Here is a 25649-nt window from a genome sequence, read left to right as displayed (position 1 = left end):
ATTCAAGCGATTAAACAAATGGGTAAGGATTTTTTTCTAATTTTAGTATGTTTAAACGATCTGATTTTTATGTCCCTTGTCCTTTAAGGGAAAAAATTTTACAGAAAATCGATCCTTTGTAGTTGAATCGAGGCTCTTTACTAAAATTTCAGGGGTAAAAAAAGACAACAGTCTTAGCGACTGTCGTCTGATTTTTATTCTTAGTCTTCGCTTACGAAAGGTAGTAAGCCCATGATACGTGCGCGTTTGATAGCAATCGTAATTTTACGTTGGTTCTTAGCGCCAGTACCTGTTACACGACGTGGCAAAATTTTACCGCGTTCTGAGATAAATCTTTTTAGTAATTCAATATCTTTATAATCGATATATTCAATATGGTTAGCAGCGATATAGTCTACTTTACGACGTTTACGTCCGCCTCTTCTTTGTTGTGCCATTCTATTTCCCTCCTATCAAATTCGTTTAGAATGGTAAATCATCGTCTGAAATGTCGATCGTTGAACTTGAGCCAAATGGATCAGAATTGTCACGATCAAAATCAGGCATACCGTTGGATGATTGAGATGTTTGATTATAGTTATTACTTCCGCCAAAATTATTTGCCGATTGACCAGAACTTTGAGAACCGCCGCTTTGTTGACGATTTTCAGATGCAGAACGACTTTCCAATAATTGGAAATTTTCAGCAACTACTTCTGTTACATATACACGTTGTCCTTGTTGATTATCATAAGAACGAGTTTGGATACGTCCGGTAACACCTAAAAGGGTACCTTTGCGAGCATAGTTTGCTAATGTTTCTGCTGATTTACGCCAAATCACACAGTTGATAAAGTCAGCCTCACGATTGCCGTTTTGGCTAGTAAAATTACGATTGACAGCTAAAGTGAACGTTGCAACTGCAGTGCCACTTGATGTATATCGTAAATCTGGATCTTTCGTTAGACGTCCAACTAGTACAACATTATTAATCAAAATTGTCATCTCCTCTCATCGTTTTCCATTGTTCCACATGAAACAATGATTAAGCTTCTTCTTTAACAATCATGTGACGAATAATATCGTCGTTGATTTTAGCAAGACGGTCAAATTCATTGACAGCAGCTGCTGATGATGGAGAAGTTACTTTAACGATGTGATAGATACCTTCACGGTAACCGTTCATTTCATACGCTAAACGGCGTTTTTCCCAATCTTTAGATTCGATAACTTCAGCTCCGTTATCTTTTAAGATTGTATCGAAACGTTCGATTAAAGCAGTTTTTGCTTCTTCATCAATGTTTGGACGAATAATATACATGATTTCATATTTCGTATTTTCCATTGATATTCACCTCCCTATGGACTTTCGGCTCTTAGGTTCCCAAGAGCAAGGAGAGTTTTCTAATAAATTAGACTACTCACAATCCTTGATTATACACGAAATAAACAGTTAAAGCAAGAGGACAAAAAGAAAAAGAGCGTGGGACAAAAGTAAGAAACACTTTTGTCTCATTCTCTAAAAACGAATAAACGGTGGGAGCAGAAGCAACTCCTTCTTAAATAAGCCGAAATTCACAAAAATTTGAAAAGCAATTTCCGTTAATTTCTTCTTATTTCTCGGAGTTAAACACTTCTGTCCCAACCTCTTTTTCATCTCGGTGATTATTCCTCCGATTGATCATCCATTATTTCCATTGATGCATCTACTTCTTCACTTGTAGCCTCTTCTGGACTTTCAGGTTCGACAGTCGCCATCGTTACTACTTTCGTATCAGCTTCCATCTTGATCAAGCGTACCCCTAAAGTTGCACGTCCTGTTTGAGAAACGGTTGCTACGTTGAAACGAATGATGACCCCTTTATCAGTGATCAACATGATGTCTTCATCTCCAACAACAGTCGCTAGACCAGCTAGTGGACCATTTTTTTCTGTGATATTGGCTGTTTTGATTCCTTTACCACCACGGCCTTTTACTGGATACTCAGAAACTTTTGTTCGTTTGCCGTACCCTTTTTCTGTGATGATCAGTACTTCGTGATCATCATTCATCAATGCTGCACCGACTACATAATCTTCTTCACGTAAACGAATCCCTCTCACACCTGAAGCTGTACGTCCCATATCGCGAACGGCTTCTTCAGAGAATGTGACAGAATACCCGTTATGTGTACCAATGATGATATTGGATCGACCATCCGTTAGTAGAACATTGACTAATTCATCGTCTTCTTTCAAACCGATCGCAATCAAGCCATTGCTTCTGATATTAGCGAATGCCGTCACAGTGGTTCGTTTTACCGTTCCTTGGCGCGTTGTAAAGAATAGATAATGTCCTTCTTCTGCTTGCCCAGTTACAGCGATGATTGCTTGGATCTTTTCGCTTGAATCGATTCCCAATAGATTGATGATCGGAATCCCTTTGGCTGTACGGCCATATTCTGGGATTTCATAGCCTTTTGCACGATATACTTTTCCGTTGTTTGTGAAGAAAAGCAACGTATCATGGGTCGAACAAGAAACCAGATTCTTGACGAAGTCGTCATTGTGGACACCCATCCCTTGGACACCGCGACCGCCACGACGTTGTGCTCGGAATTCGTTATTTGCTAATCGTTTGATATACCCATTATTCGTTAGTGTGATCACGATTTCTTCTTCTTCGATCAAGTCTTCGTCTTCCAGACTCAATACTTCGCCTACCAATAATTCCGTACGGCGTTTGTCACCAAAACGTTGGTTCAAGTCTGCCAATTCTGTTTTGATGATATCAGTTACTCGTTCTGGACGAGCAAGAATATCTGTTAAATCAGTAATCAGTTTTAACAATTCTTGGTATTCATTTTCGATTTTTTCACGTTCCAAACCGGTCAAGCGACGTAAACGCATGTCTAAAATCGCTTGTGCTTGGCGATCTGAAAGTTTGAATCGTTCGATCATCGTCGTTTTTGCTTCATCATCTGATTTAGAGCCACGGATGATCGCAATGATTTCGTCAATATGGTCTAAAGCAATACGCAAGCCTTCTAGAATGTGGGCACGTGCTTCGGCTTTTTCTTTTTCGAAAATCGTACGACGTGTAATCACTTCACGTTGATGTTCAACATAGTTTTCAAGGATTTGTTTCAAGCTTAATACTTTAGGAACACCTTTTTCGATGGCTAACATATTGAAACCAAATGAATTTTGTAAAGAAGTCAATTTATACAAATTATTTAGAATAACTGATGCACTTGCATCACGACGAACATCGATGACGATCCGCATGCCTTCACGAGAAGATTCATCACGCAAATCAGTGATTCCTTCGATCCGTTTATCTCTGTGTAATTCAGAGATACGTTCGATCAATTTGGCTTTATTGACCATATATGGTAGTTCCGTCACGAGGATACGTTCTTTACCGTTTGGCATCTCTGTGATTTCCACTTTCGCACGAACTGTAATTGATCCTTTACCTGTTTCGTAGGCACGACGGATCCCTGATTTACCCATAACTAAACCGCCTGTTGGGAAATCTGGTCCAGGAAGTACTTCCATCAATTCATTCGTTGTTACATCTGGATTTTCCATCAACAGGTCAATAGCCGCAACGACCTCTGACAAGTTATGAGGTGGAATATTTGTTGCCATCCCTACAGCAATACCAGTTGTACCGTTCACTAAAAGGTTAGGGAAACGGGCTGGTAACACAACAGGTTCTTTTTCTGTATCATCATAGTTGCTTTGGAAATCGACTGTATTTTTATTGATATCACGGAGCATCTCTGTGGCGATTTTGCTCATACGTGCTTCGGTATAACGCATCGCAGCAGCCCCATCTCCATCGACTGAACCAAAGTTTCCGTGACCGTCTACCAACATGTAGCGGTAACTAAATGGCTGTGCCATACGTACCATGGATTCATAGATCGCACTATCACCGTGGGGATGGTATTTACCCATGACATCCCCAACGATTCTGGCTGATTTTTTATGTGCTTTATCTGGCGTCACACCTAGTTCATTCATTCCGTATAAGATACGGCGGTGAACAGGCTTCAAGCCATCTCGAACATCCGGTAGTGCACGAGCTACAATAACACTCATCGCATAATCGATGAAGGAGTCTTTCATTTCGCTAGTTAGATTGACATCATGGATGTTCTCTCTGATTTCTTCACTCATCTTTATTCCTCCTTCATGATTAAATATCTAAGTTTTTCACGTAATGGGCATTTTCTTCAATGAATGCACGGCGTGGTTCAACACGATCACCCATCAGCATTTCGAAAATCTGATCGGCTGCAATTGCATCATCCACGCTGACGCGAGCCATCATCCGATTGCTAGGATCCATCGTTGTTTCCCATAATTGATGATCGTCCATTTCTCCCAACCCTTTGTAACGCTGTACGCTAGGTTTTGGTGTCGCTGGTAAAGAAGCAACAACTTCTTTCAAATCTTCTTCAGCAGTTTTACCTGGCTGAACGTACGTGATTTTTTTCCCTTGTTTTACGCCATACAATGGTGGTTGCGCAATATAAACATATCCTGCTTCCACGATAGGTCGCATATAACGATAAAATAGTGTCAACAGTAATGTCCGAATATGTGCGCCATCGACATCGGCATCCGTCATGATAACTAATTTATGGTAACGGGCTTTAGAAACATCAAAATCTTCCCCAAAACCGGTACCCATCGCTGTAAATAAAGAACGGATTTCTTCATTCGCTAAAATTTTGTCCATGCTGGCTTTTTCAACATTTAGGATTTTCCCGCGGATCGGTAAAATCGCTTGGAATTCACGATTTCGTCCTTGTTTTGCAGAACCACCGGCAGAATCTCCTTCGACGATGAATAATTCACATTTTTCAGGATCATTACTTGAGCAATCAGCCAATTTACCTGGTAGATTACTGATTTCCAACGCACCTTTTCGTCTTGTCACTTCTCTTGCACGTTTAGCAGCTAAGCGGGCTTTAGAAGCCAATAATCCTTTTTCGATGATTTGGCGTCCGACACTTGGATTTTCTAACAAGAACTTCATGAAGTGCTCGCTGAATAAACGGTCAGTTACAGTACGAACTTCTGAATTTCCCAGTTTTGTTTTGGTTTGTCCTTCAAATTGAGGATCGGGATGCTTGATAGAAATAACTGCTGTCAAGCCTTCTCTTACATCTTCCCCTGTCAAATTATCATCGTTTTCTTTCATCAGCTTTTGTTTACGCGCATAATCATTGATGACACGAGTCAATGCTGTTTTGAATCCAGACTCATGTGTCCCACCTTCATATGTGTGGATGTTGTTCGCAAAACTCATGATGTTTGAATGGTAACCATCAGTATATTGCATCGAAACTTCGACCGCGATATCTTGCTGTTCGCCTTCTAAATAAACTGGCTCTGGGAAAAGCACTGCCTTGTTTGCATTTAAATACTCGACATAGCTCTTGATCCCGCCGTCATAATGGTATTCTTTTACTACTGTTTTTTCTTCGCGTCTGTCCTCGATCGAGATGTGCATGCCGCGATTCAAGAAAGCCAATTCACGAATACGAGTCGCTAATTTATTGAAATCAAAAACGGTTGTCTCTGTAAAAATTTCTGGATCTGGAATAAAATGGACAGTTGTTCCGTGGCGGTCACTTTGTTCAATGATTTTTAAATCATCAACGACAGCACCGCGACGATATTGTTGGTAATAAACATTGCCGTCTTTATAAACTTTTACATCTAATTGTGACGATAACGCATTAACGACGGATGAACCAACACCATGCAGTCCACCAGATACTTTATATCCGCCTCCGCCGAATTTTCCCCCTGCATGAAGCACGGTAAAAACAGTTTCTACAGCTGGACGACCAGTTTTTGCTTGGATATCTACGGGAATCCCACGGCCATCATCGACTACAGTGATGCTGTTATCTTCTTCAATTACGACTTGGATCTTAGTAGCAAATCCTGCCAATACTTCATCGATCGAATTATCGACGATTTCCCATACCAAGTGATGTAATCCTTCAGAGCTAGTAGATCCGATGTACATGCCTGGACGTTTTCGAACGGCTTCTAATCCTTCAAGGACTTGAATCTGACTGGCATCATATTCTTTAGCGCGTTCAATTAAACTTCTCTCATCTGTCATTTAACTTTCTTCTCCTTCTATTTTTCCTTGCTGAACATAAAAAATCTCAGGTTCAACGGTCATTTTATTTTTTACATGATCAAGTGTGGTTGTTGTCAAGAAAGTCTGGACTTTACCTTCAATCGTTTCTAGCAAGTGCAGTTGGCGATTATCATCTAATTCACTCATCACATCATCAAGCAAGAGAATTGGATATTCCCCTGTTTCTTCTTTGATCAAGTCGATTTCAGCTAATTTGACGCTCAAAGCTGTGGTTCGCTGTTGTCCTTGAGACCCATAATTCTGCACGTTTTTTTGATTGACGAAAAAAGAAAGGTCATCACGATGGGGCCCTATCGTTGTTGTCCCTCGAAACAAATCTTTCTTTTTATTCTGATCTAGCAATGCCAAAAACTGTGTTTGGATCTCTTCTTGTGTTTGTGAATGCAAAGAAGAAATCGCTGTTACGTATTCAATCTCTAATTGTTCTTTTTGATGGGTGATTTGTTGATGCAAAGTGTTTGCCCAAAACTCTAATCGCTGAACAAATTGCGCACGAGCTTTCAAGATTTTACTGCCAAATTCGGCTAACTGCTCAGATAAAATATCTAAGTAAAGTAGATCTGTTTGCTTTTTTTCGTTCAATTGTTTTAAATATTGGTTTCTTTGTTTTAAGATTCCTTGATATTGAACCAGATCATAAAGATAGATCGGATTGATTTGGCCTAATTCCATATCAAGAAATTTTCGTCTTATCTGAGGACTACCTTTGACTAGAGAAAGGTCTTCCGGTGCAAATAAGATGACGTTCAATTGTCCAACATAACTGCTTAACTTCTTTTGCTCGATATGATTGATTTTTGTTTTGCGCCCTTTTTTTGAAAGTAAGATTTCTAGAGGGATTTTAGATGTACCTTTCGTGATTTCTCCTTGAATCAATGCTTGGTCATCATTCCAACCGATCAATTCTTGTTCACTACTTGTACGATGACTTCTAGTCATAGCTAAGACATAAATACTTTCCAAAAGATTCGTCTTTCCTTGCGCATTTTCACCTAAGAAAATGACAAGATTTTTCGAAAACTCTATTTGTAATTCCTGATAGTTACGATAATTTTTTAAATAGAGCTTATTCAGCCTCATTATCTTTTTTCCCTTTTTTTACCATAAAAAAAGTTCCTACTTCTGGAACTTCAACCATCATACCGGGATAAAGTTTTCGTCCGCGGCGATTCTCAGGTTCGCCATCTACTAAGACAGTGTTCTCAGCTAAATACCATTTTGCTTGTCCACCACTGCTGATCACCGTGACTTCTTTTAGCATTTGACACAACGTCATAAATTCTGTTTTTAATATGACTTGTTGTTTCACTCTTCATCCCTCATTTTCATTATAAATGTATACTCTATTATACCTTTTTTTAATCAATAAAACAAATTTATCCATATATTTTTCCATATAAGACGATTTAAGCAAAAAAAGGTGTTTTAAACAAAAAGAAACAAAAAGCCTTAAAATTGATTTTAGGGCTTTTTGCTTCTTTTCTATTTCTTTTCATCTAATTTTTCAATCTATCAAGAAATTTGCTTAATTTGTACGTACAGGTGTGATCAATTGGATAAATTGAACACCGTCTTCTGTTGGTTCTAACGTAAATGGACGAATAGAAGAAATAAATTTCACTTTGATACTCATATCGCCAAAAGCACGCAATGCAGCTTTCATGTAATCAGGGTTGAAAGAGATCTCTAAAGGATCGCCACTACTTGTCACATAGTTCAAACTTTCTTCGACTTTACCAATTTCAGGAGAATTTCCGTAAAGAACAACAGAATCTGAAGTGATAGATAGACGAACGATGTTGTTACGTCCTTCATGTGACAATAAAGAAGCACGTTCGATTGCTGCTAAGAAACTAGGCACTGAAAATTCAACTTCTGTATTGAAACTTGAAGGGATCAAACGATTCGTATCAGGGTAGTTCCCTTCTAACAAGCGTGAATAAAAGTACATATTTTCTGTTTTGAACAATACTTGATTTTCCATGATGCTGATTTCAACGATTTCCTCTTCATTTGTTAGTGAACGAGAAAGTTCCGTCAAACTTTTACCAGGAATGACAATATCGAATTGATCTACTGCTTGTTCAACTGGGATCACTCGTTGACTCAACCGATGTGAGTCTGTTGCGACAGCTAGTAAAGAATTGTCTTTTAAAACAAAGTGGACTCCAGTAAGAATTGGACGGCTCTCGTGTTGTGAGACAGCAAAAACTGTTTCGTTGATCAGTTTCGTCAAGACATGCACAGGTAATTTCATTTGGTTATGACTTTCTACTACCGGTAGATGTGGGTAATTGTCTGCATCTAGCCCATTCACTAAAAAGTTGGCTTTACCTGAAGTGATCGCCACTTGTTTATTTTCTAAAACTTCTAAAGTGAATGTCTCTTCTGGTAAACGGCGAATAATCTCACTAAAGAAACGAGCTTGTAAAACAATTGATCCAGTAGATTCAATTTGCATTTGTGCTTTTTCATTTTCGACCGATAAAAGTGTTTCGATTGAAATATCTGCATTGCTACCAGTTAACGTCAATCCTTCTTGTGTCAGAGTGATTTTGACCCCTGTCAAAATGGGAATAGTTGTTTTACTTGATATAGCTCGTTGAACAGTTTGCAACTCTTGCATAAAACTTGCTCGATTTAAGGTAACTTTCATGATGTTTCTCCTTTAGACATGTATTTATTATTAGTTAATATAAAATAATAAAAGTATTAGGTACTGTTGATTCTGTGGAAAACTAAAAAAATGCAAGAAAGAAAAGAAAAAACAGCTGTGGAAAAGGTGTGCATAACTTTTTTGTTTTTTTCACTTTTATCCACAAAGCGTTTTTTCCTTTGGTTTGATTAATTTAAAAGAAAATTTTTGATTTCCGATACTTCATTCTGCATGCTTACGCTTGAATCAACTAAGTGTTGGATTTTTTCATGCGCATGGATGACTGTGGTGTGATCTTTTCCGCCAAATTCGGCTCCGATTTTTGGCAACGAACTGTCAGTCAACTCTCTTGCTAGATACATTGCGATTTGACGTGGGACAACGATCGATTTCACTCGTTTTTTCCCTTTTAGATCCTTTAATTGAATATGGTAATACTTTGCAACCTCTTCTTGGATCTGTAGGATCGAAAGTTGCGGGTGTCCTTTGCCAGATTTCAGTGTTTTCAGTGCATCAGCAGCTAGACTTGTTGAAATATCTTCACTATTCATCGCAGCAAATGCTTGGACACGTACCAAAGCTCCTTCTAATTCACGGATATTCGAATCGATTTGGCCCGCGATATAACTTAACGTATCGTCGGGGATCTCTAACCGCTCAGCAGCGGCTTTCTTTCTCAAAATCGCTGTTCGTGTTTCTAGATCAGGTGGCGTGATGTCAACGGAAAGCCCCCATGCAAAGCGTGATACTAAACGTTCTTGCAGTTTTGGTATCTCGTTTGGCAAGCGATCACTTGTTAGAACGATCTGCTTTCCTTCATTGTAAAGTGCATTGAATGTATGGAAAAATTCTTCCTGTGTAGCTTCTTTTTCTGCAAAGAATTGAATGTCATCAACTAATAAAAGATCAACGTTTCGGTATTCTTGACGAAACTCTTCTGCTGTTTTGTTCTGGATCGAGTTGATGAAATCATTCGCAAATGTTTCACTACTAACATATTTGACCTTCGCATCAGGTTGGCTCAACAGCATCTGATGACCAATTGCATGCATCAAATGGGTCTTACCAAGACCAACGCCTCCATAAAAGAATAACGGGTTGTAAATAGAGCCCGGATCTTCTGCAACGACTAATGCCGCAGCATGCGCCATTTGGTTTCCTTTCCCAATAACAAACGTGTCAAAGGTATATTTGGGATTCAACATCGCTTTTTTTATGGGATTTGCTACAGGTATTTTTGGACTTTGGACTTCTTCAATGATTTCTTGTTCTGCTTCTTCCCCGGTAACAAAACGCGGGATGATCTCTTTACCTGTCAGCATATAACCGACTTCGACGATCTTTGTCGCTAGGTTTTTTTCCCAATATTCTTTATGAATTTTACTAGGAACCTCTACAACTAGCTGGCTTTGATCCAACGATCTTGGTTGCGCGGTTTCGATCCAAGTATTATAACTTGCAGGCGATAAATCTTTTTGGTAAGTGGTTTTTAATTCGTTCCATAAAGCATCGAGGGATACCATATAAGGCCTCCTCCTTCATTAAAAAGTGAATAACTAGTACTAATTTATCATTTTTCGCTGAAGTTTTCCACAGAAAGAAAAGAAAAAATTTTTATTTTACGTTTATCCACAAAATCAAGAGGTGAATGAGAAGAAAAAAACACAAGTGGGAAAAATAGTTATCCACATGAGTAATCAACAGGTGGATAAGTGGTGTTTTGGAGAAATTCTCCAGAAGTATCTGTGGATAATAAATCTATATTTATCAATTTGTTCAGCAATCAATTCACAAGTTTTGCCTTAACTGTGGATTACTTTTTTTACAGGTGTTTATTCTGTGTAAAAAGGGCATAGAAAATGCTGTGGATAATTCGTGTGCATAACTTTTCCCACATATAAAACACATTGCAAAAAATAGTTCTGTGGAAAAATAGATCACGCATTTTAACAAGAATCGTTCTATTTTATATTGACAAAATACCTTAGTTGTCGTTATACTATCAAAGTATGTCTGTGTTTAATCAGTAGATAAGAAATTTTGGAGGTGGAATACATGAAAAGAACATACCAACCAAATAAACGTAAACGTCAAAAAGTTCACGGATTCCGTAAACGTATGAGTACTAAAAATGGTCGTCGTGTTTTAGCAAGCCGTCGTCGTAAAGGAAGAAAAGTTCTTTCAGCTTAAGCCACTGGGGTTTCAGTGGTTTTTTTTATGCCCTTTTTTTGCGAAAGGGTAAAAGAGTGACATGAAATATGGTATGATTATTGACGTAAGTGAGAGATAGAAAAGGAAAGAAAACGAATGAAAAAAGCGTATCGTGTTAAAAAAGAACGAGAATTTCAAGCTGTGTTCCAAACAGGAGCATCATTTGCTAATCGTAAATTTGTCATCTACCGCTTAGAGAAAAAGGACCAACCACATTTTCGTGTGGGGCTTTCCGTAGGTAAAAAAGTAGGTAATGCCGTATGTCGCAATGATGTAAAGCGCAAGCTCCGTGCAGCGATTTATTCTTTAAAAGAAGAGATCGACCCGGAATTGGATTTTATTGTGATTGCCAGACCAAGTGTCAAAGGGTTGACTTACGATGAGATTCGTTCCAATCTAGTCCATGTCTTAAAACTTGCAAAAATAATCGATAGAGAGGAAAAGAGTAAGTGAAGAAATACAAACGTTTACTTTTGATGGCAGGTATCGTAGGTCTTGCCGTCGTCTTATCCGGTTGTGGAACTGGAGAAGTGAGTGCGCAAAGCACAGGAATTTGGGATCGCTACATCGTTTATTATTTTGCAGAAGCGATCAAGGCATTGTCATTTGGTAACGTGGGGATCGGGATCATTTTATTCACCTTGATCATCCGTGTGATATTGATGCCTTTGATGCATTTTCAGACAAAGAGCATGCGTAAAACGCAAGAGCTTCAACCTAAACTAAAAGCATTACAACAAGAATATAGTGCAAAAGATCCAGATACACAAAGAAAATTACGTGAAGAGCAACAACGTCTATATGCAGAGAATAATGTGAACCCATATGCAGGTTGTTTACCATTATTAGTACAAATGCCAATATTGATGGCGTTGTGGCAATCCATTTCACGTGTACCAGAATTAAAACAAGGACACTTTTTATGGTTGAACCTAGGAACTGCTGATCCAACATTTATTTTGCCGATTCTAGCGGCTATCTTTACGTTCGCAAGTACTTATTTAAGTAGTATGAGCCAACTTGAGTCGAATGCGTCAATGAAGATCATGAACTTCGTGATGCCTGTGATGATTTTAGTGATGGGTGTCAATTTAGCCAGTGGTCTTTCATTATACTGGGTAGTCTCAAATGCGTTCCAAGTACTACAAACGCTATTGATCAACAATCCATTTAAAATCAGAAAAGAACGTGAAGAAGAAGCACAACGTATTCGTGAAAAAGAACGAGCAATGAAGAAAGCAATGAATCCTAAGAAAAAACGTAGAAAATAAGGGAGGTAATGCTAATGCCAATTTATGAAGCTGCGACAATAGATGAAGCGGTCCAACTCGGACTGGATGATTTGGGTCTATCAAAAGACAACGTAGAGATCGAGATACTTGATGAAGGTAAAAAAGGATTCTTAGGTCTAGGAAAAAAGAATGCCCGTTTGATGATCAAGCCTTCAATCAGTGAAACTGTTTCAGAGACGATCGAAGAAACAGTGGAAGAAGTTTTAGAAGAAAAACCTGAAATAACAGAAATTGTTTACGAAGAAGAATCTCAAGCAGAAGTGCCTAAAAAAGAACTAAGTGAATTAGGTGATGAAGCAGCTTTAACGGAATTAGCAGTTTATCTCACTGAAATTACGAAACAATTGGATGCACCAGCTGTAGTAAAAATCAAACGAGAAGCAAACATGATCGTTTTTCAATTGGATACTCAAAAACAAGGGCTATTGATCGGGAAACATGGAAAAACGCTGAATGCCTTACAATATTTAGCCCAAGTATTTATTCATCGTGTAGCTGAAAATAAGCTTTCTGTGGTAGTGAATGTAGGCAATTATCGGGAGAAACGCCAAGAAATCATCCAACGACTTGCAGAACGTACAGCGGATAAAGTCAGTCGTACGGGACAACCGGTATTTTTAGAACCAATGCCTGCTTTTGAACGAAAGCAGATCCATGCGGTATTGAGTAAAAATGAAGCTGTCCAAACTCATTCAGAAGGTGATGAACCTTATCGTTATTTGGTCGTTGAGCCAGTGAAAAAACGCTTGTAACAGAAGGATGATTTCTAGAAATAATGAATACTCGTTGACAAACTTTTTTAAACCAAGTATATTTTATTAGAAATCATTCTTATCGGAGTATACGATGTTCAAGTAGTCTTACTTTGATAGAAAAAGCACATGAAGCCTCGCTTCATGTGCTTTTTTTTCATTAAGATGTACTAATTGTATCAGGTAATCAGCCAATCGTAGTTTGGACAAACTGGATGACCGTTCCGTAGGCAAATAATTCCAAGCACTGTTTTTCGCCACGTGAACGCTGCTGATAGTCAAAATGACAATTGATCACTGCGTTTGCTCCGTATTCCAGCACTTTCTTTTTTAACTTTCGTTTCGTTGTTAAAAACAGATCCTCGGTATTAAAATTTGGGTCAAACAAATCAGCTTCAAAGCATTCCACCACAAAAACAATATCACGTACAATATATTTTTGGTTGATATTTCCCGTAGACAACACGACATCATTGATGCGCGGGTCGTCTTCACCGTCAAATGAAACAGGATTAAACTGGCCCATAAGTTTCTCCTTTCGATAAAACAAAGTGTATGTAGATAGCGCTACCATTTTAGTGTACCTTTTTTTTAAAGAAAGATAAAGAAGTATGTAAGAAAGAGCAACGATTATTTCTAGTTAGGGAAAAGACAGATTTTAAACTAAAAATAATACTGCTACACTTGAGAAGAGGTCGAGACAAAAGTCGTTTAGGTTTGAGATTTCCGAAAAGCCTGACTTTTGGACGCCGTTTATTTGAGAGAGGTTGGGACAGAAGTGTTTAACTCCGAGAAATAAGAAGAAATGAACGAAAATTACTTTTCAAATTTTTGTGAATTTCGGCTTATTTAAGAAGGAGTTGCTTCTGCTCCCACTGTTTATTCGTAGGTCTTGTAGCAAAGCTGATTTTTAGATTTGTCCCACACTCTAAAACACTGGATCGAGGTGATGATCATTGAGTATTTACGATTTATTTAGAGAAAGAAAGCAGGCGAAACTTGTACGATTAGTTATGCGAAAACGTCAAAGGTATCTAAACAGCGAAGAGTACGTGAAAAACATGTGCAGCACAATTATTCAGAATTTAAATCTAATGGGAAATCCGATCCAGGAAAAAATGAAAAAAGTACCTAATGCCGTGATTGAATTGATGCCAATCTATCAACAAATGCTTGATCTCCACTCAGATAAGTTTCCAGATAGAAACATCCCACTATTAAAAGAATCCTTTCAAAAAAGCCTGTATAGCTCCGTTGAGACAAAATTATTACCTTTTTATCTAAATGATTTGAAAGAAGATCATCCTGACAGCTTTTTGCTTCTCCCGATAAATGTCTGTATGAAACTGCAAAATGGAGAAGATGGGTATCATGGAATGGATGTGATTATCAGAAAGGTCAGGGGAGATTTTGAAGTTGCTACTTATGACAAAGCACAGATACGCATCATTAGTCCCGATAGCCAATCCATTCAAAAAAAATTAAGGGCAGCTGTTTACATAGATGACCAAAAGAAACAGATTACACCGATTTATATCTATAAAATCAAAAATTCACCACAAAAAGTCAAGGCAATCACTCAGGCATTGCGTATAGGACGGCTGCATCTGAATTGGTTTGAACGAAACGAATTAATAAAAGGACCATTTGAAGAATATCGTCCGCTTCATTTGTTCAGTCGTTGTGCAAAGAAAGAATATTATTCCAATGATCTGGCAACCTCACAATATGTCCAAGACAATTGTATGGTCAATAATTTAAATGGTGCAATGAAATATATTTTAGGGGTCAAGAAACAGGTCAAAATAAAAAATCAAATATTTTATAAATCAAGTATTCCTAATTTATCTAATGGAGATTTCAAAAAAGAATTGACTCAGTTAGCGATAGTTCATTTGAAAAACAGTGGAGCTTCTAGTAAAACATTAAAAATACTGCAACAGGCACTAGTGACATACCTAGATGAAAAAGGTAAACGTACCGATGTATCTCAGCAAGAAAAAATTTCTTATAAACTAAAAAAAGGAAAAGAGACGCACCATGCGTGGCTACAAAAAACACTAAGGTCACAAGATTTAAAGATAAAGCAATCTCGGTAATAAAAGAGAACGACTCAAGAAATAGCCCACTTCCACGTTGCGAAAAAAATGAAAAGAATCAGCTAAGATAAATCAGGTAAAGTCTGCCCAAAAACATGAAAGTCCTAGTAAAGATAAAGTCAGTCTCCGATTAAAAACCCTTGATTCCTTCTATTAGATGTGATAACCTATGACCAGAATTTAATCGAGAACAAGCAGTCAAAGTGCTAAGTTCACCATTTATTACAAAGGGTGAAGTGGGCGCTTTTTTTGTGCGTAAAATGAAAGAGGAAGTGAGAAAATGGCTGAAATTACTTTAGAATTTGATACGATTGCTGCAATTTCGACTCCACCTGGAGAAGGCGCCATCAGTATTGTCCGCCTCAGCGGAGATCAAGCAGTAGCGTTAGCAGATAAAGTATACAGTTGTGGAAAGAAAAGTTTACTTGAAGTCCCAAGTCATACCATCCATTATGGACATATCGTTGATCCTAAAAATGAACAGTTAGTTGATGAAGTCATGGTTTCTGTCATGTTAGCACCCAAAACATTTACTCGTGAAGATGTAGTAGAAATCAATTGCCATGGCGGAATCGTTGTAGTAAACCAAATCTTACAATTACTATTGCGTGAAGGTGCAAGGTTGGCAGAACCTGGTGAATTTACAAAACGGGCCTTCTTAAATGGACGTGTAGATCTATCCCAAGCTGAAGCAGTGATGGATCTGATTCGTGCGAAAACCGACAAGGCAATGGGCTTAGCGTTGAACCAGTTGGATGGGAATCTATCTGCATTGATCCGTTCGTTACGACAAGAAATTTTAGAAACATTAGCACAAGTCGAAGTCAATATTGATTATCCTGAATATGATGATGTAGAAGAATTGACAACAAAATTATTATTAGAAAAAGCTACAATGATCCAAGAAAGAATCCAAGCGTTACTAGCTACTTCAAAACAAGGAAAAGTTCTTCGAGAAGGTTTGAGCACAGCAATCATTGGACGCCCCAATGTAGGAAAATCAAGTCTCTTGAATCACTTATTACGTGAAGAAAAAGCAATTGTCACTGACATCGCAGGAACGACGCGAGACGTCATCGAAGAATACGTCAATGTCCGCGGGGTACCATTGAAATTGATCGATACAGCAGGAATCCGTGAAACAGAAGATGTCGTGGAACGAATCGGCGTAGAACGAAGCCGCAAAGCACTCGCTGAATCAGATTTGATTTTATTAGTTTTGAACCAAAGTGAACCTTTAACGAGTGAAGATGAACAATTGCTAGAGGCCACGAAGGGCTTGAAGCGAATCATTCTTTTAAATAAAACAGATCTACCACCAAAATTAGAAACAGAAAAACTTGAACAATGGGTAGAAAATGAACCAGTCTTTGCTGTCTCTGTGACTAAAAATGATGGTTTGGATCGTTTAGAAACAGCAATTTCAGATTTATTCTTTGGTGGTCAAACAGGAGAACGTGATGCGACATACGTGTCAAATACGCGTCACATCGCTTTGCTTGAAAAAGCAGCTATTTCATTAGAGGAAGTCATCGAGGGCATCACTGCTGGTATGCCTGTAGACTTAGTGCAAATCGACATGACTCGCTGTTGGGATTACTTAGGTGAAGTGGTCGGAGACAGTGTACAAGATGAACTGATCACTCAATTATTTAGTCAATTTTGTTTAGGAAAATAAGGAGGAAAATCTTTTGAATCATTATCAAGCAGATGCCTATGACGTGATCGTTGTCGGTGCCGGACATGCGGGGTCTGAAGCCGCATTAGCCGCAGCAAGAATGGGCTCAAAAACATTACTATTAACCATCAATTTGGATATGGTTGCTTTTATGCCATGTAATCCGTCCGTTGGCGGACCTGCCAAAGGAGTCGTTGTCCGAGAAATCGACGCATTAGGCGGAGAAATGGGTAAAAATATCGATAAGACCTATATTCAAATGCGTATGTTGAATACTGGGAAAGGCCCAGCTGTCAGAGCATTACGTGCACAAGCAGACAAACATGCCTATTCCGCAGAAATGAAACATACGATCGAAAAAGAACCAAATTTGACTTTGCGTCAAGGAATTGTCGAAGAATTGATCGTTGAAGATGGTATTTGCTGTGGTGTGATCACCTCTACTGGAGCGAGTTATCGTGCGAAAGCAGTTGTCATCACTGCTGGAACAGCACTACGTGGCGAAATCATCATCGGAGAATTGAAATATTCTTCTGGTCCTAATAACTCCCAACCTTCTGTTGGCTTAGCGAATAATTTGAAAGAGATTGGTTTTGCCATTGAGCGGTTCAAAACAGGAACACCGCCACGTGTCAAATCAAGCACGATCGATTATTCAGTCACAGAAGAACAACCAGGTGACAAGGAACCCAATCATTTTAGTTTCAGTACACCCGACAGTGCATATAATTTAGACCAAGAATCTTGCTGGCTAACTTATACTGGAGAAACGACCCACCAAATCATCCGTGACAACTTACATCGCGCGCCGATGTTTACTGGGATCGTAGAGGGTGTGGGCGCACGCTATTGCCCATCAATCGAAGATAAGATCGTTCGTTTTGCTGACAAACCACGTCATCAACTATTCTTGGAACCAGAAGGACTGCACACCGAAGAAGTCTATGTGCAAGGATTATCCACCTCATTACCAGAAGATGTGCAAGTCGATGTTTTACACTCGATTGCCGGTTTGGAAAAAGTGGAGATGATGCGTACAGGTTATGCGATCGAATATGATGTCGTTGAACCACACCAATTGCGTCCAACACTGGAAACAAAAGTTGTTGAAAATCTTTATACTGCTGGACAAACAAATGGAACAAGCGGCTACGAAGAAGCTGCTGGGCAAGGTTTGATCGCTGGGATCAATGCCGCATTGAAGGTGCAAGGAAAAGAGCCGTTGGTCATCAAACGAAGCGATGGTTATATCGGTGTGATGATCGATGATCTAGTCACAAAAGGAACAAACGAACCTTACCGTTTATTGACTTCTCGCGCAGAATACCGTTTGCTCTTACGTCATGATAACGCGGATCTACGTCTTACTGAAATGGGCCACCAAGTAGGTTTGGTCAAAGAAGACCAATACAATGCATATTTGAAAAAGAAAGCCGCTGTTGAAGAAGAAATCAAACGTTTGATGAGCGTTCGTATCAAACCAACAGAAGAAGTTCAAGCTTTCTTAGCAACAATCAATGCAGCCCCATTAAAAGATGGTGTTTTAGCAAGTGACTTCTTAAGACGTCCAGAGATCAGCTACCAAGATCTATTGCAATTTATTCCTGCGAATGAAGCATTGACACGCAAAGAAATCGAACAAGCAGAAATCCAGATCAAATATGAAGGATATATAAAAAAGGCACTTGAAAAAGTAGAAAAATTAAAACGAATGGAAGCCAAAAAAATACCAGAAAATATTGATTATGCGGCAATTAACGGCTTGGCAACCGAAGCAAAACAAAAATTACAAAAAATCCAACCTGAAACAATTGCTCAAGCAAGTCGAATCAGCGGCGTAAACCCAGCTGATTTAAGTATTTTGATGGTTTACATCGAACAAGGGAAGATTGCGAAAGTGACAGAGGAAAAGGCTTGATACTAAGCCTTTTTTCTTTTTTTGATTCTAGAAAATGAATACGAGTCTATCCCTTGTAAGGTACTTATTTATCTTACTCTTTTTTTGAGCGCTCTTATTGCACCATAGAAAAGAATGTTCCATTAAGTACATTATCAATGAATAGGGTAATCCGAAGATGAAAGGGAACCAGATTTTTGGTATATCACTTACCCTTCCTTTTTTGACTTTCCTTTGGAATAGTTAAAATCATTTTCCCTACCCCTTTTTCTGTTTAAATTTCTATTGGAAAGATTGCAACTCCTGACATTTTGCGTTAAAGTAAGAAGAGATTTCGTGAAACAATGTAACTGTTTCACAATGAAAGGACAAACTATGACACCAGAAGAATTTCATCAGATTTTGGCAGAAAAAGGTATCCAGTTGACGGATCAACAAATGACTCAATTTGAACGCTATTATCAACTATTAGTTGAGTGGAACGAAAAAATGAATTTAACAGCAATCACAGAAAAGAAAGATGTTTATTTGAAACATTTTTATGATTCATTGACTCTAGCGTTTGATGGGGACTTTTCAAAAGATGGTACACTTTGTGATGTTGGCTCTGGCGCCGGCTTTCCAAGTATTCCATTAAAAATCGTATTTCCAGAATTGCAGATCACGATTGTTGACTCTTTGAATAAACGGATTACTTTTTTAACGGAATTAACGAAAGAGTTAGGTATTACCGCAAATCTTTACCATGATCGAGCTGAAACATTTGGACAAAATCCGCAATTTCGTGCGTCTTTCGATTACGTCACGGCGCGTGCAGTAGCTCGATTGAACGTCCTAGCTGAATTGTGTTTACCCTTAGTAAAACAAGAAGGCTATTTTTATGCGTTAAAAGCAGCTAAAAGTGAAGAAGAGTTAATGGAAGCAAAACAGGCAATTGCTCTTTTAGGCGGTAAATTCATCAAAGAATACACGGTTGAATTACCTAACGTAACGGATAAACGGCACATTCTTATGATTCAGAAAAAGAAGGTCACACCGAAAAAATATCCAAGAAAACCTGGATTGCCTAACAAGCAACCAATCAAGTAGGAGGAGAAGAGATGGCACAAATAATATCTGTTGCAAATCAAAAAGGCGGAGTCGGTAAAACAACGACAACGGTAAATTTAGGCGCATGTCTAGCTAGTCTTGGGAAAAAAGTTCTATTAGTAGATATGGACGCGCAAGGAAATGCGACAAGTGGCGTAGGTATCCGCAAACCTGATGTGACACAAGATATCTATGATGTGTTAGTCAACGAGTTACCTATCGCTGACGCAACACTTGTCACGGAACACGAAAATCTAAGTATTGTGCCAGCAACTCTCCAATTAGCAGGAGCTGAGATCGAGTTAACCTCAATGATGGCCAGAGAATCTCGCCTAAAAGGTTCATTAGCGGAAGTCACTGACTTATATGATTATATCTTGATCGATTGTCCACCTTCTTTAGGACATCTGACAATCAATTCATTTACAGCTAGTGATTCGATTTTGATCCCTGTTCAATGTGAGTATTACGCACTAGAGGGATTAAGCCAATTATTGAATACTGTTCGTCTTGTCCAAAAGCATTTCAATCCTGAGTTAGAGATCGAAGGAGTGCTACTTACGATGTACGATGCCCGTACAAACTTAGGGAATGAAGTAGTGGCAGAAGTTCGTAAATATTTCCGTGAAAAAGTGTATGAAACGATTATTCCAAGAAATATCCGTCTTTCAGAAGCGCCAAGTCATGGAATGCCTATTATCGATTATGATCCACGTTCTAGAGGAGCTGAAGTCTACCAAGCATTGGCAAAGGAAGTGGTTAATCGTGAAGAAAAATAAAGGATTAGGTCGAGGAATCGATGCATTGTTCCAAGACTTAGAAAATTTAGAAACTGTAGATGTAACAGATGAGACCGTGATCCAGTTGCCATTGAATGAATTACGTCCCAATCCGTATCAACCACGGAAAACTTTTGAAGAGGTCTCTTTGCAAGAATTAGCGAATTCAATTGAGCAATCAGGTGTTTTTCAACCCATAATTGTTCGCCGATCATCAGTAAAAGGCTATGAGATCATTGCCGGAGAACGCCGTTTTCGAGCTTCTAAATTAGCTAAAAAAGAAACCATCCCAGCAATCGTTAGAGACTTTGATGAAGAAGCAATGATGCAAGTTGCCGTTCTAGAGAATCTGCAGCGTGAAGATTTAAATCCGCTAGAAGAGGCAGAAGCGTATGATATGCTGATGAAAAATCTCAAATTGACACAAGCAGAAGTGGCAAACCGCTTAGGCAAGAGTCGGCCTTATATTGCGAATTACTTGCGTTTGTTGACGTTACCCGATCTTGTCAAAGAAATGGTCCAAGATCAACGCCTTTCGATGGGACAAGCGCGTACACTCTTGGGCTTGAAAAATAAAAGCTTGATACTAAAATTAGCAAATCGAGCAGTAACGGAGAATCTGACTGTTCGTCAATTAGAACAAATTGTGTCACAATTAAATGAAAATGATGGAAAAGAAAAGAAAAAAATTCCACGTTTAGCAAAAGAAAAACCTTACTATATCCGTGAAAGCGAAGATCGTTTAATGGATAAGTTCGGCACAAGTGTCGCTATCCAAGAAAAAGATGGAAAAGGAAAAATCGAAATTGAATATCTGTCACAAAATGATTTGACAAGAATCCTGGATATTCTTAATATTCAATTTGACGAATAAAACTGAGAAACAAAAATCTTAGGCTTTGTCCTATTACTTTCAATAATAGAGAATCCATCATTGCGCTTCGATTAATAAAGCAAGCGTTCAGATATTTTTTTCAAAAAGGAGGGGACTTTTATGTACGACTTACATGATATCGTTGAAATGAAAAAACCTCATGCGTGTCAGACGAACCGTTGGGAGATCATTCGAATGGGTGCTGACATCAAAATCAAATGTGTGAATTGTGGACATATCGTTATGATGACTCGTCGAGAATTTGAAAAAAAACTAAAAAAAATACTTGAAAAAAATTCAGAGAAAGAGTGAATAAATTTATGGCATTAACTGCTGGAATCGTAGGTTTACCCAATGTCGGAAAATCGACTTTATTTAATGCAATTACTAAAGCTGGAGCAGAAGCAGCAAACTATCCTTTTGCAACGATTGATCCAAATGTAGGAATGGTAGAAGTACCAGACTGGCGTTTACAACGGTTGACGGAATTAGTCCATCCAAAGAAAACTGTTCCAACTACTTTTGAATTTACAGATATCGCTGGTATCGTAAAAGGTGCAAGTAAAGGTGAGGGCTTAGGTAACCAATTTTTGAGTCATATCCGCCAAGTAGATGCAATCTGTCATGTCGTCCGTTGTTTTGATGACGACAACATCACTCACGTGGAAGGACGAGTTGATCCTTTAGCTGATATTGATACGATCAATTTGGAGCTTGTGTTAGCTGACCTTGACTCAATTACTAAACGTTATACACGAGTGGCAAAAGTTGCTAAAACAAAGGATAAAGATGCTGTAGCAGAATTAGCAGTACTAGATAAAATCAAACCTGTTTTAGAAGACGGCCGTTCCGCCCGTTCGATCGAGTTTACAGAAGAAGAACAAAAGATCGTTAAATCATTGTTCTTATTAACAACAAAACCGATCCTATATGTAGCAAATGTTGCGGAAGACGAAGTAGCAGAAGCAGAATCCAATCACTACGTTCAAGAAGTACGTAACTTTGCGGCAGAAGAAAAAGCAGAAGTCATCGTTGTTAGCGCGCGTGCAGAGGAAGAAATCGCCGAGTTAGATGATGAAGATAAGGCTGAATTCTTAGAAGCATTGGGAATCGAAGAATCTGGATTAGATCAATTGATCCGTGCAGCCTATGATTTATTGGGATTAGCTACTTACTTTACTGCTGGAGAACAAGAAGTCCGAGCTTGGACGTTCAAAAAAGGAATCAAAGCTCCCCAAGCAGCTGGAATCATCCACTCAGATTTTGAACGAGGCTTCATCCGTGCAGAAACAGTCTCTTTTGAAGATTTGGATCATTATGGCAACATGCATGCCGCAAAAGAAGCAGGTCGCGTTCGTCTAGAAGGTAAAGATTATGTAGTCCAAGATGGCGACGTTATGTTATTCCGTTTTAATGTATAAAAGGGCTATCAAACTGTACGTATAGTATGTTAGAATGTCTTTTGTGACAACCGTTAGAGTAACGGCTAAGGAGGACTATTAGATCATGGAACCAGAACAATTACGTGAGATCGTAAAAGAAAACAATAGTTTAGAAGAAAAGTTGACGAAAAGAAACCAACAATATATTTTTGATTTGAAAAAATCTTTAGAAGCGGCTAACTTATCCGAAGAGGAAAAAGTCACAGCCCTTCATGACATCCTTCCGACTTTAGTTTCTGAGCAAAAAGGCGGAAGAACAGCGAGACAACTATTCGGTACTGTTTCTGAACGAACAGAAGCAATCATCAATAAACCAGCTGAAGTAAAAGTAAATGCTAAACCAGTCTTGATGTGGCTAGATAACGCATTATTACTACTCGGTCTGTTGAGTATCATGGTTGCGATCACTGGATTGTTTTCACGTGGAACAACGCCGGCTTATGGCATTTCAACTCTTATTTTAGGTTCTGCAGTCGGTGGTTGGGTATTTTATCTGATGTATAAATACATTTATCAGTATGAATATCCTGGAGCAGATCGCAGTAAAAAACCAGGTATGGGTAAAACATTGCTTATTTTAGGAGGAACAACGCTGATCTGGGTTATCGCCTTTTCCGCTACAACGTTGCTTCCACCAGTACTGAACCCACTACTAGATCCAGTAGTTATCGTGATCATCGGTGGGGTCGCTCTTGCGTTACGTTACTACTTGAAGAAGAAATACGGTATTATTGGCAGTTTATCAGCACCTAGAAGATAAACAAAAAATATTCCATCAGTCAGAATTTTTGAATCCTCTTTTGGGAGGATAGAAAATTCTGACTGTTTTTTTTAGAGCCGACTGCTGAGAGATAAGCAATAAACTATCGGTATGCAAACGCTTATAATGAATATCTTCTTAGAAAAGTTAGGGATTACGGATAGACTGTTGACTTAATAAAGAAAATCGATTATTTTAGTAGATAAACTAAAACAGAGGAGTGGTACTAAAAATGTCCAACTGGGAAACAAAGTTCACGAAAAAAGGGTTTACTTTCGACGATGTCTTATTGATACCAGCAGAAAGTCACGTGTTACCAAACGAAGTGGATATGAGCGTACAATTAACAAAAAATATTAAGTTGAATATTCCGATCATCAGTGCAAGTATGGATACTGTTACTGATAGTAAAATGGCAATTGCCATGGCAAGACAAGGCGGATTAGGTGTTATTCACAAAAATATGACGATCAGTCAGCAAGCCGATGAAGTACGTAAAGTAAAACGTTCTGAAAGTGGTGTGATCATTGATCCTTTCTTCTTAACGCCACAACATCTAGTAGCAGATGCAGAAGAAGTAATGAGCAAATACCGTATTAGCGGAGTGCCAATCGTTGAAACTTTAGAAAACAGAAAATTGGTTGGTATTATTACGAACCGTGATATGCGCTTTGTGACTGACTATCATATAGCAATCAATGATGTGATGACAAAAGAAAACTTAGTAACAGCCCCAGTAGGTACTTCTCTAAAAGATGCAGAAAAAATTCTGCAAAAACATAAAATCGAAAAATTACCGATCGTTGACGACGAAGGTCGCTTGAGTGGTTTGATCACCATCAAAGATATTGAAAAAGTGATTGAATTTCCTAACGCAGCGAAAGATGAACATGGACGTTTATTAGTTGCTGCTGCTGTAGGTGTCACAAGTGATACTTTCGAACGTGCCGGCGCATTGTTAGAAGCTGGTGTAGATGCGATCGTTATTGATACAGCACATGGACATAGTGCTGGTGTCATTCGTAAAATCCAAGAAATCCGTTCAACCTTCAAAGACGCAACGCTAATTGCAGGGAATGTGGCAACAGCCGAAGCAACAAAGGCATTGTATGATGCTGGTGTGGATGTTGTAAAAGTAGGGATCGGACCTGGTTCGATTTGTACGACACGTGTCGTAGCTGGTGTGGGTGTACCACAATTAACAGCGATTTATGATGCTGCTTCTGTGGCTCGTCAATACGGAAAAGCAATTATTGCAGATGGTGGTATCAAATATTCTGGAGATATCGTCAAAGCATTGGCTGCTGGCGGACATGCGGTGATGTTAGGAAGCATGTTGGCTGGTACAGATGAGTCACCAGGTGAATTTGAAATTTTCCAAGGACGTCGTTTCAAGACTTATCGTGGTATGGGTTCATTAGGCGCAATGGAAAAAGGTTCGAAAGATCGTTACTTCCAAGGAAGTGTCAACGAAGCCAATAAATTGGTTCCAGAAGGAATCGAAGGGCGCGTAGCTTATAAAGGAAGCGTTGCAGACATCATTTTCCAAATGATCGGTGGATTAAAATCTGGTATGGGTTATGTAGGAGCAGGTAATTTGAAACAATTACGTGATGAAGCACAATTTATCCAAATGAGTGGTAGCGGATTGAAAGAATCACATCCACATGACGTACAGATCACAAAAGAAGCACCGAACTATTCAGTTGAATCTTAAGTCGTAACAGAACAGATTGGCTACAAGACATAAGAAAGGATTTCCCAGACGTTGCTCTTGAATTTCTGTGAAATCTCGACTTCGTTTTCAGAGAAGCTACTTGTAGGAGACCGTTATCTTGAGTCAGTTCGACTGCTTAAATTGAATAAAAAAGTGCGTCATTCGAAAATAATTTAAAACGCCCCGCAAAAGTTAGATTTTTGCGGGGCGTTTTTTGTCTGTAGTTTCGAGATCACGTAGTGTGTATCA

General features: G+C 38.7%; 24 protein-coding genes. 14 read left to right on the top strand and 10 right to left on the bottom strand.

All coding sequences use genetic code 11. From position 1 onward, the window contains the following. Window positions 1–200: 200 nt before the first annotated feature. The 9 genes from rpsR to dnaA all read right to left on the bottom strand — a co-directional run bounded on the left by rpsR (window position 201) and on the right by dnaA (window position 10333). The gene (gene rpsR, locus CJZ72_RS04970) at window positions 201–437 is read right to left on the bottom strand and encodes a 30S ribosomal protein S18 (protein ID WP_005875810.1); all 237 of its coding nucleotides are present in this window, start codon (window positions 435–437) and stop codon (window positions 201–203) included. Between the two features lie 25 nt (window positions 438–462). Next, window positions 463–975, bottom strand: a complete 513-nt coding sequence (gene ssb, locus CJZ72_RS04965; RefSeq protein ID WP_005875808.1) for a single-stranded DNA-binding protein — start codon at window positions 973–975, stop codon at window positions 463–465. 49 nt (window positions 976–1024) lie between these two features. Continuing rightward, the gene (rpsF, locus tag CJZ72_RS04960; RefSeq protein ID WP_005875806.1) at window positions 1025–1324 is read right to left on the bottom strand and encodes a 30S ribosomal protein S6; all 300 of its coding nucleotides are present in this window, start codon (window positions 1322–1324) and stop codon (window positions 1025–1027) included. 320 nt (window positions 1325–1644) lie between these two features. Next, window positions 1645–4146 (bottom strand): DNA gyrase subunit A, encoded by a 2502-nt coding sequence (gyrA, locus tag CJZ72_RS04955; RefSeq protein WP_095443665.1) that lies wholly within the window; start codon window positions 4144–4146, stop codon window positions 1645–1647. 19 nt (window positions 4147–4165) lie between these two features. Continuing rightward, entirely contained in the window at window positions 4166–6112 is a 1947-nt protein-coding gene (gene gyrB / locus CJZ72_RS04950; protein ID WP_005875803.1) for a DNA topoisomerase (ATP-hydrolyzing) subunit B, read from the bottom strand. After that, window positions 6113–7234, bottom strand: coding sequence for a DNA replication/repair protein RecF (gene recF / locus CJZ72_RS04945; protein WP_005875801.1), 1122 nt, complete (start codon window positions 7232–7234; stop codon window positions 6113–6115). Further along, on the bottom strand, window positions 7221–7463 hold the full coding sequence (gene yaaA / locus CJZ72_RS04940) for a S4 domain-containing protein YaaA (RefSeq protein ID WP_095443664.1): 243 nt from the start codon (window positions 7461–7463) through the stop codon (window positions 7221–7223). The genes recF and yaaA overlap by 14 nt, the downstream gene beginning before the upstream one ends. Before the next feature lie 216 nt (window positions 7464–7679). After that, window positions 7680–8810, bottom strand: coding sequence for a DNA polymerase III subunit beta (gene dnaN / locus CJZ72_RS04935; RefSeq protein WP_081133663.1), 1131 nt, complete (start codon window positions 8808–8810; stop codon window positions 7680–7682). 188 nt (window positions 8811–8998) lie between these two features. Further along, on the bottom strand, window positions 8999–10333 hold the full coding sequence (gene dnaA / locus CJZ72_RS04930; RefSeq protein ID WP_005875795.1) for a chromosomal replication initiator protein DnaA: 1335 nt from the start codon (window positions 10331–10333) through the stop codon (window positions 8999–9001). A 532-nt stretch (window positions 10334–10865) separates the two neighbouring features. On the opposite strand from dnaA, the gene rpmH reads away from it, so the two are divergent. The 4 genes from rpmH (at window position 10866) to jag (ending at window position 13065) form a co-directional block, all read left to right on the top strand. Next, window positions 10866–11000 (top strand): 50S ribosomal protein L34, encoded by a 135-nt coding sequence (gene rpmH, locus CJZ72_RS04925; RefSeq protein WP_002293121.1) that lies wholly within the window; start codon window positions 10866–10868, stop codon window positions 10998–11000. Between the two features lie 117 nt (window positions 11001–11117). After that, the gene (gene rnpA, locus CJZ72_RS04920; RefSeq protein WP_005875793.1) at window positions 11118–11474 is read left to right on the top strand and encodes a ribonuclease P protein component; all 357 of its coding nucleotides are present in this window, start codon (window positions 11118–11120) and stop codon (window positions 11472–11474) included. Then, window positions 11471–12292 (top strand): YidC/Oxa1 family membrane protein insertase, encoded by an 822-nt coding sequence (locus CJZ72_RS04915; RefSeq protein WP_005875785.1) that lies wholly within the window; start codon window positions 11471–11473, stop codon window positions 12290–12292. Before rnpA ends, CJZ72_RS04915 begins: the two co-directional genes overlap by 4 nt. Before the next feature lie 14 nt (window positions 12293–12306). Continuing rightward, window positions 12307–13065, top strand: a complete 759-nt coding sequence (gene jag, locus CJZ72_RS04910; protein ID WP_005875783.1) for an RNA-binding cell elongation regulator Jag/EloR — start codon at window positions 12307–12309, stop codon at window positions 13063–13065. A gap of 187 nt (window positions 13066–13252) precedes the next feature. On the opposite strand, the gene CJZ72_RS04905 is transcribed toward jag, so the two are convergent. After that, window positions 13253–13591 (bottom strand): heavy metal-binding domain-containing protein, encoded by a 339-nt coding sequence (locus CJZ72_RS04905; protein WP_005875781.1) that lies wholly within the window; start codon window positions 13589–13591, stop codon window positions 13253–13255. Between the two features lie 568 nt (window positions 13592–14159). Here CJZ72_RS04905 and CJZ72_RS04900 point away from each other — a divergent pair. The 10 genes from CJZ72_RS04900 to guaB all read left to right on the top strand — a co-directional run bounded on the left by CJZ72_RS04900 (window position 14160) and on the right by guaB (window position 25400). Beyond that, window positions 14160–15164, top strand: a complete 1005-nt coding sequence (locus tag CJZ72_RS04900) for a hypothetical protein (protein WP_232509784.1) — start codon at window positions 14160–14162, stop codon at window positions 15162–15164. Between the two features lie 280 nt (window positions 15165–15444). Next, window positions 15445–16842 (top strand): tRNA uridine-5-carboxymethylaminomethyl(34) synthesis GTPase MnmE, encoded by a 1398-nt coding sequence (mnmE, locus tag CJZ72_RS04895; protein ID WP_081133661.1) that lies wholly within the window; start codon window positions 15445–15447, stop codon window positions 16840–16842. Window positions 16843–16855: 13 nt separating this feature from the next. Beyond that, on the top strand, window positions 16856–18760 hold the full coding sequence (gene mnmG, locus CJZ72_RS04890; protein WP_081133660.1) for a tRNA uridine-5-carboxymethylaminomethyl(34) synthesis enzyme MnmG: 1905 nt from the start codon (window positions 16856–16858) through the stop codon (window positions 18758–18760). A gap of 354 nt (window positions 18761–19114) precedes the next feature. Then, window positions 19115–19828 (top strand): 16S rRNA (guanine(527)-N(7))-methyltransferase RsmG, encoded by a 714-nt coding sequence (rsmG, locus tag CJZ72_RS04885; protein ID WP_005875772.1) that lies wholly within the window; start codon window positions 19115–19117, stop codon window positions 19826–19828. A gap of 11 nt (window positions 19829–19839) precedes the next feature. After that, the gene (locus CJZ72_RS04880) at window positions 19840–20607 is read left to right on the top strand and encodes a ParA family protein (protein ID WP_005875771.1); all 768 of its coding nucleotides are present in this window, start codon (window positions 19840–19842) and stop codon (window positions 20605–20607) included. After that, window positions 20594–21481: a ParB/RepB/Spo0J family partition protein gene (locus CJZ72_RS04875; protein WP_005875770.1), complete on the top strand. Its 888-nt coding sequence runs from the start codon at window positions 20594–20596 to the stop codon at window positions 21479–21481. The genes CJZ72_RS04880 and CJZ72_RS04875 overlap by 14 nt, the downstream gene beginning before the upstream one ends. A 120-nt stretch (window positions 21482–21601) precedes the next feature. Then, the gene (locus tag CJZ72_RS04870; protein ID WP_005875769.1) at window positions 21602–21793 is read left to right on the top strand and encodes a DUF951 domain-containing protein; all 192 of its coding nucleotides are present in this window, start codon (window positions 21602–21604) and stop codon (window positions 21791–21793) included. A gap of 8 nt (window positions 21794–21801) precedes the next feature. Beyond that, complete coding sequence (ychF, locus tag CJZ72_RS04865; protein ID WP_081133659.1) at window positions 21802–22902, top strand: redox-regulated ATPase YchF; 1101 nt, start codon at window positions 21802–21804, stop codon at window positions 22900–22902. An 85-nt stretch (window positions 22903–22987) separates the two neighbouring features. Beyond that, window positions 22988–23683, top strand: a complete 696-nt coding sequence (locus CJZ72_RS04860; protein ID WP_005875764.1) for a DUF1129 domain-containing protein — start codon at window positions 22988–22990, stop codon at window positions 23681–23683. A 232-nt stretch (window positions 23684–23915) separates the two neighbouring features. After that, window positions 23916–25400, top strand: coding sequence for an IMP dehydrogenase (gene guaB / locus CJZ72_RS04855; RefSeq protein ID WP_095443663.1), 1485 nt, complete (start codon window positions 23916–23918; stop codon window positions 25398–25400). The last annotated feature ends 249 nt before the right edge of the window (window positions 25401–25649 follow it).

It is taken from the genome of Enterococcus durans, assembly GCF_002277935.1.
GTDB lineage: Bacteria > Bacillota > Bacilli > Lactobacillales > Enterococcaceae > Enterococcus_B > Enterococcus_B durans.
Note: the sequence above shows the minus strand (reverse complement) of the source record. Positions and strands in the feature narration are given on the sequence as shown.